This is a genomic window from Cytobacillus massiliigabonensis (assembly GCF_900199725.1).
In the GTDB taxonomy this organism is placed as follows: Bacteria; Bacillota; Bacilli; order Bacillales; family Cytobacillaceae; genus Cytobacillus; species Cytobacillus massiliigabonensis.
Genome location: NZ_LT904904.1, coordinates 2,501,206 through 2,512,826, shown reverse-complemented (window position 1 = coordinate 2,512,826; position 11,621 = coordinate 2,501,206). Strand labels below are relative to the sequence as shown.

15 protein-coding genes are annotated in these 11,621 nt (G+C 35.4%); 3 read left to right on the top strand and 12 right to left on the bottom strand.

The window, feature by feature from the left end; translation table 11 throughout:
• Positions 1-5: 5 nt before the first annotated feature.
• From C1726_RS23615 to C1726_RS23595, 6 genes are all read right to left on the bottom strand, one after another.
• Complete coding sequence (locus C1726_RS23615; RefSeq protein WP_102275395.1) at positions 6-1,466, bottom strand: DUF4153 domain-containing protein; 1,461 nt, start codon at positions 1,464-1,466, stop codon at positions 6-8.
• A gap of 71 nt (positions 1,467-1,537) precedes the next feature.
• Complete coding sequence (locus tag C1726_RS23610; protein ID WP_102275394.1) at positions 1,538-2,176, bottom strand: HAAS signaling domain-containing protein; 639 nt, start codon at positions 2,174-2,176, stop codon at positions 1,538-1,540.
• On the bottom strand, positions 2,157-2,504 hold the full coding sequence (locus C1726_RS23605) for a PadR family transcriptional regulator (RefSeq protein ID WP_102275393.1): 348 nt from the start codon (positions 2,502-2,504) through the stop codon (positions 2,157-2,159). The genes C1726_RS23610 and C1726_RS23605 overlap by 20 nt, the downstream gene beginning before the upstream one ends.
• Positions 2,505-2,665: 161 nt before the next feature.
• Positions 2,666-4,120 carry an Msr family ABC-F type ribosomal protection protein gene (locus C1726_RS23600; protein ID WP_102275392.1) on the bottom strand — a complete coding sequence of 485 codons (1,455 nt, stop codon included), beginning with the start codon at positions 4,118-4,120 and terminating at the stop codon, positions 2,666-2,668.
• A 318-nt stretch (positions 4,121-4,438) separates the two neighbouring features.
• Entirely contained in the window at positions 4,439-4,483 is a 45-nt protein-coding gene (locus C1726_RS27015) for an erythromycin resistance leader peptide (RefSeq protein ID WP_142385123.1), read from the bottom strand.
• 105 nt (positions 4,484-4,588) lie between these two features.
• Entirely contained in the window at positions 4,589-5,311 is a 723-nt protein-coding gene (locus C1726_RS23595; RefSeq protein ID WP_102275391.1) for a nucleotidyltransferase domain-containing protein, read from the bottom strand.
• 155 nt (positions 5,312-5,466) lie between these two features.
• Between C1726_RS23595 and C1726_RS23590 the strand changes: the two genes are divergently transcribed.
• Together C1726_RS23590 and C1726_RS23585 are read left to right on the top strand one after the other, a co-directional pair.
• The gene (locus tag C1726_RS23590) at positions 5,467-5,661 is read left to right on the top strand and encodes a hypothetical protein (RefSeq protein ID WP_102275390.1); all 195 of its coding nucleotides are present in this window, start codon (positions 5,467-5,469) and stop codon (positions 5,659-5,661) included.
• On the top strand, positions 5,661-5,858 hold the full coding sequence (locus C1726_RS23585) for a YwbE family protein (RefSeq protein ID WP_102275389.1): 198 nt from the start codon (positions 5,661-5,663) through the stop codon (positions 5,856-5,858). Before C1726_RS23590 ends, C1726_RS23585 begins: the two co-directional genes overlap by 1 nt.
• A gap of 61 nt (positions 5,859-5,919) precedes the next feature.
• On the opposite strand, the gene C1726_RS23580 is transcribed toward C1726_RS23585, so the two are convergent.
• The 6 genes from C1726_RS23580 to C1726_RS23555 form a co-directional block, all read right to left on the bottom strand.
• Positions 5,920-6,765 carry a DUF2785 domain-containing protein gene (locus C1726_RS23580; protein ID WP_102275388.1) on the bottom strand — a complete coding sequence of 282 codons (846 nt, stop codon included), beginning with the start codon at positions 6,763-6,765 and terminating at the stop codon, positions 5,920-5,922.
• Between the two features lie 215 nt (positions 6,766-6,980).
• Positions 6,981-7,556 (bottom strand): nitroreductase family protein, encoded by a 576-nt coding sequence (locus C1726_RS23575; protein ID WP_102275387.1) that lies wholly within the window; start codon positions 7,554-7,556, stop codon positions 6,981-6,983.
• Between the two features lie 291 nt (positions 7,557-7,847).
• Positions 7,848-8,900, bottom strand: coding sequence for an ATP synthase beta subunit C-terminal domain-containing protein (locus C1726_RS23570; protein ID WP_102275386.1), 1,053 nt, complete (start codon positions 8,898-8,900; stop codon positions 7,848-7,850).
• A gap of 170 nt (positions 8,901-9,070) precedes the next feature.
• Positions 9,071-9,292 (bottom strand): hypothetical protein, encoded by a 222-nt coding sequence (locus C1726_RS23565; RefSeq protein ID WP_102275385.1) that lies wholly within the window; start codon positions 9,290-9,292, stop codon positions 9,071-9,073.
• 112 nt (positions 9,293-9,404) lie between these two features.
• Complete coding sequence (locus tag C1726_RS23560) at positions 9,405-10,040, bottom strand: hypothetical protein (protein WP_102275384.1); 636 nt, start codon at positions 10,038-10,040, stop codon at positions 9,405-9,407.
• Positions 10,028-10,546: a sigma-70 family RNA polymerase sigma factor gene (locus C1726_RS23555; protein WP_102275383.1), complete on the bottom strand. Its 519-nt coding sequence runs from the start codon at positions 10,544-10,546 to the stop codon at positions 10,028-10,030. Before C1726_RS23555 ends, C1726_RS23560 begins: the two co-directional genes overlap by 13 nt.
• Before the next feature lie 160 nt (positions 10,547-10,706).
• Between C1726_RS23555 and C1726_RS23550 the strand changes: the two genes are divergently transcribed.
• Complete coding sequence (locus C1726_RS23550; protein WP_102275912.1) at positions 10,707-11,579, top strand: DUF1259 domain-containing protein; 873 nt, start codon at positions 10,707-10,709, stop codon at positions 11,577-11,579.
• Positions 11,580-11,621: the final 42 nt, after the last annotated feature.

The following is an 11,621-nucleotide window of genomic DNA, read 5'->3' as shown; positions in this document are numbered from 1 at the left end:
AAATATCACTTTAAATCCAACTCTCCCAGCCTTTTATACGCTTTATCCCTCACAAGATTTTGCGATTGCCATGTATCTGGATTTAAATATTCTCTTTCTGCATTCCGTTGTTTTAGTAATGCTTTTAAACCTGGTACATCAGGGTTTGTTTCATAAAGCTCTATTAGTCCGAGGACTCCTGTTGATGAAAAGCTATTTAAATAATGAATATCAATTTTTCCTGTTGTCTCATAGCGTGCGATATTACGATCTACCACAATCTGGTCAAAATTGATAATATTCATGCCGGCGTAGTAGATTAAGGATGCAATAAAATAAAAATGAAATAAAGACAGTCGATCCAGCCAGATCTTCACAAGTGTGTAGGCAAAAATGACCAGCAGGAAAATCATAAACGAATTGACAAGAACTCTTGTAAACGTGAAGCCATATGCATCCTCATACATCGACATACGCATAAATGCTGATATTAGCAGGACACCGCTTGATAAGACGAGTACTGATAAGAAAAAACGAATGACAATTTTTAATTTTCCCTGAACACCCTTTGTAAAAGTAATCACACCTGTTGTTACAGTTAAGTTAATTAGAGTAACAAATAGCAGTTCGAAAAATCCCCGACGAGCATATTCTGCATAAGTGAAGCCAGCATCAAGTGTGCCGCTAAAGAAATATTTGAATTGGACAATTACAAATAAAACATAGACCAAATCCAAAAGGAATAGCACAGTCAAAGTTATGATTCCATCCATTTGATGAAGCTTTAATGTGTCCTCTTTCTTTACTATTTGGACATTTTTTTGTATAAGAACTTGCATAAACCCAAAAAATCCCAATCCATAAATAAGCATGATAATAACACGGAAGACATATTCTGTCTGAAAGCTAAACAAATTTGGGAGGTTGTTTACAAGCTTTTCAAATTGGGCATCAGCTGAAATCAGCAGGTTAAGAACGACAAATAAGAAGGGAATAGCGATAGCAACACCTATGAGAATTTTTTTCCACACATTAAACTGTTTTGGGTTGCTGCTGCGGTTTAATATTTTTGCAAGATAGCTAATGAAGATACCTCCATAGCGAATTCCCTGTCCAAGTCTTAAAGCAGTGTAAAGAATGAAAAATAGCTTATTCCACTCCAATTTCTTCGGTGAGGTTATTAAGGCTAAATGAAAGATCACTAGGGAAGGTATCACAAGTATATTCAGGGCATAGAAAAGAGCGGTGTCATGTAAATAGTAGCCTGCTGCTAAAATCCAGATTGAAATTAATATGAGATACCCCACTCGCTGATGAGAGAACGAAAATGAACGAAACTTCCAAAAAAATATAGTATAGAAAACAGCTATAAAAACAAAATAGGAGATGCCGATTTGTTCCCTAAAAAATGCTTCTTCAGCAAGTACCCCTGCAAATAAACATAACAGAAAGAATAACCAGTCTGCCTTTTCTATTTTCAATTCCATAACAAATACCTCCAAATGCATATAGTTTTTCTATATATATAGAATTTCTATGTATAAGTTTAAAAAAAAGCTTATACAGAAGCTTTTTTGCCCCACCTGTAACTAATTAGACAAATGGGGTATAAAAGAATGGTGAAAAGAATGCAGATAACAATAAACGTTTCTGTTAGCAGCGGACTAAACCATTCATGAGGAATGATATTGAAAACCGTTAAAATCATCAAGAGAATATTTGGAAGCAAAGCCACCAAGAATGTTCCTTTCATTAACTTTCTGCCTTTATGTCCGAAACTTCTTCCAATTTCATAGCCTAACAATGCCCAAAAGAATACGTATATCAGTGCTATTACGATTGGAATTGAAGTTAATTGGGTCCATAGATTAGATAGCCAATGCCAATCAAGGAGATTATGCGCGATAGTAAGGATCGCGCCTCCAGCAAACAAACATATATTTACTGCAACGAATAGCCATTTCATTTTACTAGGAGTAACAGACAGTTCTTCTTTCCACATTTCAGCTATCTCATTCGGTGTTCCGAACCTAGAATAGACTTGATCTCTCAGCTCTGATTCGTTTTCGACTTTGTATAGAGTAACAAGCAGATCATCAAGATGCACATCATAATCGTTCAATATCGATTCTTTATCTGGATGATCAATAAGCTTCTGAGCTAACTCCTCCAAAAACTCATTCTTCAGCCGTTCCATGTTTTTTTCTCCCAATCAGCCTGTTCATCACTGAAACAAAATCATTCCATTCACGTGTCTTTTCAAGGAGCATTTCCTTACCAGCATCAGTTATGCGATAATACTTCCTAGCCGGTCCCTTCTCCTGTTCTTGCCAATAGCATTCAATGTATTCCTGCTTTTCAAGTTTATGAAGCGCTGGATAAAGAGTTCCCTCTTTCACTGAAAATTCATTCTCGCTTCGTTTCTCTAGCTCTTTTACAAGTTCATAGCCATACATGTCCCGCTCCTCTAACAATTGAAGCAATAAGAGCGATGTACTGCCTTTTACTAATTCACGATTAAACATATTTTTCACCTACCTAGTTTTTTTAGGTATATAGAAATTCTACACTCATGTGAATGAGTTGTAAAGGGAAATTATTCCTTTTTGATATAGCTTCCTATATGAATCCTTAGATAAAGAAATAAGCCACCTTGCATGATAGGCAGCTTACTTCAGAAAATCAATTATACTTGATTTAATTTTTTATTCGCAATATGAAACTCAATGTCTGCAGTGTTATTTATGAATGCACGATCATGGGATACAAAAATAATCGTTCCTTCATATGCAGCAATAAATTGTTCTAATGCCTCAATAGTAGGTACATCTAAAAAATTGGTCGGTTCGTCTAACAATAAGATATTATATTTCCCTAAAAACAGCTGGCAAAGCTGGAGGCGAATCGCTTCTCCACCACTTAATGATTCCACCCTTTTTCGTATGTCTGTACCCGTAAAGTGCATGGCATGTAATACACTTCTTAAAAAACCTTCATCATAGTCTGAACGATTTTTCAAAAACTGGAGTACTGTTTCATTACTTGAAAATTGATAGCTCATTTGGCGGAAGCAGCCAATCTTAGCTTTTGGAGAAACTGTAATTCCTTCCGTCTTATTCGCAATCAGATGAAGCAGTGTACTCTTTCCACTGCCATTGCTGCCAGTAATCGCAATTTTTTTACCTAGAGGCAGTTGGAAACTTACCTTTTCCAATAATACTTTACCTGCCACGTGAAGAGTGAGCTGGTCAGCCATTATCGGAAACTTATTATGCAATTCTAATGTTTCAGACTGACGAAAGATGACTTTTCTTTCCACTTGTACTGCATCAACTTCTTGAAGTTTCTCCATTCGATGTTCAATCGCTTTCGCTGCACGCTGAACTGCCTTTTGACTTGTTCCTTTTGATTTCGTCATAAACATCTTGTTTGGTTTTGCATTCGCTTCTTTCTTGGACATACTTCCTGCTTGAGCAATCTTTTCAGCCTTTTTCATTTTTTCTTGTGCAGCTTTTTCAAGTCGGCTCTTTTCCTTCATGTATTGTTCATGCGCTTGTTTTTGCTGTTCACGCTCTAATTTCTTTTGCTGCATATATTCACTATAATTTCCAGTATAAACATTCACCTTTCCATCTTCTATTTCCCAAATGGTGGTGATAAGTTTATCTAAAACACTGCGATCATGACTAATTAACACAAGTGCACCATAGTAATATTCTAGCTCTTCGAGAAGAAATGAAATCCCCTTTTGATCCAAGTGTGTTGTTGGCTCGTCGATTAATAAAGCTTCATAATAGTGAGTAAACAATTGGGCAAGTTTTAGCCTTGTTTGCTCCCCGCCGCTTAATCGTTCTGAATGTTTCGGAACTGCCAGTTTTCCTAGTAAGGATACATCTGCTTCTGCTTTTGCTGGAGCTTCAAGCTGTTCAAATAATCCACAATCAATGTACCGATTCACTCTTCCACTTGTTGGAGATATTTTTCCAGATAATAACTTGATTAATGTACTCTTCCCCGCACCATTTTTTCCAACAATGCCAATGCGGTCAAATTGATGGACTGCTAATCTGTCAATCTTCAATATTTCTTTATCTAAATAAGTTACTTCAACATTTTCTATTTCAAAACATATTTGTTCCATTTTCGCTACCTCCGAAATTTTTTGGATTTCGTATCGATAGCTAGGATCGATACGAGCTTCTATTTCAAGCTCGTATCAATGAAACAATAAAAATTGCATCTCTTTCCTCTCCTTCAATATTAAAATAAAAAAACACAGACGTCTGCCTGTGATTTTTGAGTAAAAGGATTTAGTCTATCTTTACATTTAAAAAAGAAAGGCAGAACGACCCGCCTTTCTTCATAACACATAAATATATTCGAAATGAAGATCATTAAAAATGGACAGACTATTCCCATTTACTCTGCATTCACTAACAGAGTTCCTGAACATATTCAATTACTTGTTCAAAGATTGGAATCTTAGTCTCATTGCGTGTGTCATTTTTTAATAATCCTCCTATGCATAGAAAAATTTAATAACATTTTAAAGTGTTTACTTGAAAATGTCAATGAATTACGATATAGATACATTAAACTTTAGTAAATTCTATTCACATTTCCCCAATGAAAATCCATCAAATAGCCGTCCACCATATGGCTGCAAGATAGAATCAACCAATTGAATCACTTTTCTCTTGTCACCAATTTTATAAAAAACATCAAAAGCCTCTACAAATTCTCTTGTGAACTCTTCATTATAATGAATTAAAGAGCGTACGATCCATTTTGAAGCACCAATCCATTGGTCATTTGTTCTTAAAACAAATTCACTTGCTAATTCAGCAAGAGTATTTGCAATAAAAAGTTCTTCTGCCCGATTCGAACATCCAATAAAATCATCCAATGCGTCTGTAATAAAATAGCGCTTTGTTATTATAGTATCTAATGACCATTTTTCTGGTCCATTCTTTAATAAGTCTTGTGCCTCTTTTTTAATAGAGCCTATAATTCCATCATCTTTTAGAACGATTCCCTCGGATACCATCCTTGGCAAAGATGGTCTCGCTCTTTTTCGATCACTTTCAAAAAATAATTTATTGGAAGTTAAGGTATGTACAAAAACCTCAATTGCCCACCCAAAGTCTATTAATGATTCCCTATAAGAAGAACGTATTTTATCCTCAAAAATAATAATATCAAGGTCTGATGTTTCTGTTGATTGTCCACGAACGACACTTCCGGCTAAGAATGCTCCTTGACAATTAGGAAAATGTTTATTGATAAACTGTTGTGCAGCTTCAATCGGATGTAACTTACTTTGAGTACTCATTCATTTCACCCCGGTTTAAAAATATATTATTTAATCTCGCTTATATAATAAATAAAAATTATATTAGTAACTACATGAATCCTTTTTTATTCTTTCATAAATCCAAAAAATAGATTATACTTCTAACTAACATATTCCAATTGGAGGAATTTAATATGACTGAAAACAATCAATCCGATGCACCAAAAAAGAAAATAAGCTTGCAAGAGGCTATGAAAAAGCAGCTTGAAAACAAAAAGAATCAGAATTCATCTAATAAAGGAAAAGGGAATGTAGACCTCTCAGCAAAGAAAATGAAAAGCCAGCAAACAAAGAAACCAAGCAATACCCGCAGAAAAATGGGCAGCTAATGAATGGGAAAAATCGCAAGGATTTATCACCAGGGATAACAGTTGACATCGTTTTAAAAGCGGATCAAAAAACTGGAAAGCTTACAAGAGGAGTCGTTAAAGATATCCTCACGAATTCTGGGACACACCCACACGGAATCAAAGTTAGACTAACAGACGGGCAAGTTGGGAGAGTCCAGCACATTCATCCTAAATAAGAAGACAAAGAGCATTCTTGGGTATTCCTAGAATGCTTTTTCATTTTTTAGATTATTTTACTCAACGTTTTGCAAAATGATTTAGTTTCCCTTCTGCTTCAAGTAAAGCAGCAGCAAGTTGATTATGAAAGCTTACATAGTCTCTCCTAAAATAAAGACTGCGAATAAAATTCTTGCTGTTTATTAGAGCAATCCTTTGGTCACGGGTTCGCTTCCATTCAGCGCAATCTGCCAAGCCGATTAGCCAGTCAGTGATCTCCTTATAAGGGATCAGTTTTTTGACAATCATTGTATCCACAATGGTTGCCATCCGTTCATCCTCCTCATCACAGAAAATGTAGATGCCATTATGAAGCATTCCTTTTATCGCATCTAACACCTCAAGCTGCAAAGAAATATCGCTTTCAGGGCATTGTATGAGCTCTTCTAATGCATCAGCACCGTGAGCTGCACTATGAGCCCAACCTTCCACAGATAAATAACCGCGTAAATCTTTTTCCTTTTTATAATAGCGCAGCAGAGCATTCTTTACTGATTGATATTCAGTAACCGTCAAAAAAGGATTCTTTAAGTGTCGGTGTAATATTAGAGCAATGGGCAGGACTGAAAAAGATCTTTTTAAAACTGTAAGATCACCTGCATTGCCGATATGATACAACAAATGCTGCTCATCTATTAAAATAGACAAAAGATTTTGCATTTCTTCATTGGTAAATTTATTCGAGTCAATCAGCCATTTATAGAAAGTTGAATAAATAAGATTATCACGCAACTGAGGATCTGGATCACCAATATACTCCAACATTAGAGTAACGAAATCCTGTAACGACTCTCCTTCCCTCAGCTGATAATCTTCCTTTTCAATTCTTAATAAGTTTTGCATTAACTTTGTTCTAGAATTAAGCATTTTTTCCATCCCCTCAGCATCAATTGCTATTTAATAAAGCAGATATAAATAACGTTAAATTATTACTAGTAAAATTATAAGCTATTTTATTAATGTAATTATATAATAATAATGAATATATAGAGTTTTATGAAGTTAATCCCTTAAGTTTTGTGGTATACATATATAAAATTAAAAAAATAGAACTCCTATGCTGAGTTCTATTTATCCTTTCACTATTTATCTATAATTGTTAGAAGCTCTTGAATATCCGTACGTTGTCGGGCAGCAGGTACATGTTCAGGATAGCCAATCATCAACGTCGCCACTATTTTCTCACCAGGAGTTATACCTATCTCCTTCCTGAATGCTGGATCATATATCCAATCATTCGTACGCCAAATCATGCCGATTCCTCTTTGCCATGCCGCAAGTTGAAAATTTTGAATGAGTGAGGAGACAGCTCCATAATCTTCATCCCATCTTCTTTGGCGGGGATCTTCAGGCATAATGACTACCAGATGCATAGGAATATCTCTAAAATATTGTGCTTTTTTCTTCACTTTTTCTGAGATCTCGCCATCAGCTTTTGGCTGAGAATGAATGAAGGCTTGTATAAATTTTTCTTTCCCTTCACCCACGTATAATTGAAATCTCCAAGGCTCTGTTAACTTGTGGTTAGGCGCCCACTTAGCCACATTCAGCAACTCAATGATCTCCTCAGGACTGATTGAATCCTTTTTAAAGGATTTAATTGTTCTACGATTTATAATGTTTTGTTCGACAGCATTTATTCCTTCTTGATTACTCATATTGGAAATCCTCCTTACTTTTACTCCTGCCAAAAATAGTATGCAATTTTTTGTTCGATATGAAAATCATTCTCAATTATATCCCTTTTAGTATATCATGACTGTAAATAATAGACTAGTGATACACACAATGGTGATCCATAATAAATGTAAATACTAAATTCAGCGATAACCACCTAAAACAACAGAAAGTGATGAAAATCTCCTTAGAACAACTACTTTGTTTTCCTGAATAGCCCTATCATCAAAAAAAGAACCCAATAGCTGAGTTCTAATTTTGTTAACTTTTTGTTAATCTACAATATACTGCCCAATATAGGTTAACTGATCAATTTCAATAGAATCAGTTACCCCATCAAGGATTTTACGGACATCGTTTATTGTATCTTTTAAGGCTACTGATTCCCCTTTTTGTCCTGTAAAGTCTTCTGCAACATAGAATGGCTGAGTTAAATAGGCTTCCAGTCGTTCGCCTCGTTTAAATGTTTGAATTTCTGCTGCAGGGAGATGCTCCAATCCTCGTACATTTACTAATGAACGGAGCTCACGGTACCGGCGTAGAAGTTTTTGTGCGCGCTGTTGAGTGGTGAGATGATTTTGATCTAGATGGGCTCCCTCTAATACAGAAGATGTTGAATAAATTGGGTTTACTGCTGGGAATTTATGTCTTGCTGACAAATCTGCATCGAACTGCCATAATGTTTCAAGCGGACCGTATGGAAGGTCTTCGTCAACCGACGCTCCAGTCAAATCGACTAAAAAAGTGGTTACATTATTAATCCCTATTCCCTGTAATCGCTCCTGAAGGTCGTAAATTTCCCCAGTTAAAACATTTCTTCGATCTGCAGCAAATGCGATTTCACCAGTCTTACCTTTCACAGCTATTACATCATAAGCTTCATCGATTGTATGTGCAATGATGTCAGTATTTACTGTTACATCACTTAATTCTGGATAGTCCCCAATTGGCATGAGTAAAATGGTTGTAAAGTCATCCTTTTTTAAGCGGAAAAACAGCTCCGATAACAAGACAAGCTGCCCCATTCCGTGGCGTGCTACTAGACCAATTGTTCCGCCTTTTGCAAGTGGTGCAAATAAATCCAGTGCTTTAATCTTCGTTTCAATCATCTCAACCTTCTCCCCTCTAATGATCAACTCATCCAAACTGCATTCAGCCAGTGAAGCAAGTGCAACTAATGTACGAACCTCTGACCTGCCAACAGGAATCTTCCCTGTACATAGATTTGAAACGGTAGCAGGACGTAAGCCAACAGATTTTGCAGCCGTTGTTAAATTAGGCACTCTTCTACGTAATAATGAAACATTTAATCTCAGATCTTCCATTTTTTTCACCTCCTATTACTTTTAAGAGTAAAACAAATTCCGTTAAAATGCAACGACTATTTTTACCTTAAAACGTAATTATTTTTACGCCTATATAAAAACAAGAAATAAAAAAAAGATAACGAAAAGCATATCATTCGTTATCACCTGATTTTTAAAAAACATGGACTTTACAAAATCTTTTTTTCTTTTTGTCCCTCTAACTGCATTTGTTCAAGCTCAAGCCTCATTTTTTGCGTTTCTATTAGATAGTTTTGATGTTTAAGCTTTTCCAGTTCTAATTCATCTTGAATCATTTTATGCTTGATTTTTGACTGTGTTTGAAAATGATCCGTTACGATGGCGATGATTGGAATAGAGAAAACCATAACAATAGCAATGGCTCCAGTCATATTATCCCTCCCAAGGAAAATATATACAGTAATAATATATCATATAATAGACCCCTGGACACCAATCTGAGTGTTTATATTTATTTAATAACCTTGAAATTAATTCCATTTCTTATTTGAAAAGTTCGTCTCCTATTCTTTTAATATTTTCCCAGTCACGAGTGATCTTAAGTCCATCTTCATTAGATATGGTTAATTGTCCTTTAATTTCAATTTCCTTAGAAGATTGATTATCATAAATTTTAATTCTAGTCGTGTAATTGTAATCGATCATTCCATTATCCTTTTCCTTCTCCTTTACTAAACTTACTTCTACCAATGAGATGCTTTGATTCGTTTGTTGTGCGATAATTGGGGCAGTATCATAAACTCGATTAGCCATTTGTTTTTTATAAGCATCTTCTGTAAGATATTCTTTCACCTTCTCACTTATTTCAATACCTGTGGGTGAATGAACTGGATCTTCAATCGTATACTGTATGGTTTTGTACTCGGTAACAAACTGATTAATCTCCTTTTCACTAATTGAGTTTGAAGGCAGCTGTGGCATAAATAACAAAACTGCTAACAATATTGCTCCTGCCCCTGCTAAAACGGATAGATAAAAATGAAAGGTTTTCCTTTTCGAACGTTTTTGCCACTGAGTGATTTGAGAAATAAATCTATTTTTGCCATTCTGATCAACCTCAATATTTTTGTAAGCATACTCATCAAGTGCCTCTTTCACACTATTTTTTAGTGGGTCCATTCTATATTGAACCTCCTTTTTATGAGATCTCTGCCTCGTGTTAACCTTGTTCGAACAGTACTTACATTTAAGTTCAATAAGATGCTAATTTCATTGCTATCCAAATCATGATAATAATATAGAATAATGATTTCCCGATATTTAACCGGCAACGCCATGATGACTTTCGCAAGCTCACGATTACGTTGCACGGATATTAATTCTTCTTCTACACTTTTTACACTCCCTCGATCTTGAAAAAACTGATTAAAACTCATGTAACGGTAATGCCAGCTTTTTAAATAATCCTTGCTTTTATTAATTGCAATTGTGTAAAGCCATGTTTTTAATGAACTATCCCCTCTAAATTCTCCTATTTTTTGAAACGCTGTTAGAAAAACTTCCTGCGTAATTTCTTCCATCGTATGATGATTTTTCACATAAGAGTATATTAATTTTCTAATCTCATTCAGATAATCATGTACGATCGATTCAAATAATTCATCTCGCTGCTCCAGTCTTCTCACCTCATCTCTCTCTTACTTATTAGACGATGCAATGATTATATACGGCTCAATTTTATCAAAAGGATATTGTCTCAAACATTCAGTCAAGTTCCTTAATTAACGTACCTGAATATAATGTCCTGAAATTTAATATTCAGGAGATGATTTAAAATTGGACAATATGAGCAGCATGAACCCTGATTCCCTTTGCCAGGAATTTGCGGAAATTCTGGGGGCCACACCTTCTGTTATTAATGGTGTTTGTACTGCGACCACATCCCGGACAAATATTCACCCAGTTGTATTAGGTCGGAGAGCTGAATCCTTTATGTTTGTTCCACAGGCATATTCTTTTGAAAACCTAGATCAGAATGGAAAGGCATTATGTCTTGGTGAGACTGTCATCCTTCAAGAAGAAGTTAATCCATTTATGACTATTTTGCGTGAAGAGGGTATTATTGTAACAGCCCTTCACAATCACTGGCTTTTTGAAAATCCCCGTCTAATGTATATGCATTTCGAATCCATTGATAATCCTTTGTCATTTGCCAGAAAAGTAAGAAGAGCAATAGAAGTATTAATCACACGCAATGTTGGAAATTCTCGCAGAGTTCAAAAAGCATCAAACAGACGAGGAGAAGAATTATGTGAAGAATTCAATAGAATTTTGGATGGCAGCATGCATACATTTGAAGATGGGGTTTGCATTGTAATGAAATCGCGGACAAATATTATGCCTCGAGTGCTTGGAAGACGTGGTAGATCATTTTTATTGATTCCGCAAATGTTTGCCTTTGAATCATTAACAGCGGACGGAAGAGCACTATGCAGTGGAGAAACAGTGATACTTCAAGAAGAAATAAATCCATTCATTAGCGAGCTTCGCGAACACGATATTATTGTGACAGCCTTTCATAATCATTGGCTATTTGATGACCCAAGACTTATGTATATTCATTTTGAAAAAATTGAAAATCCAATCCGCTTTGCAAATGATGTAGATGATGCAATGAAAGTACTCACTGCAAAAAAGATTACCCCTAATAATAAATAAAAGGTAAACCTATAAAAAAGGATGTTATCTAAGTTCATAGAC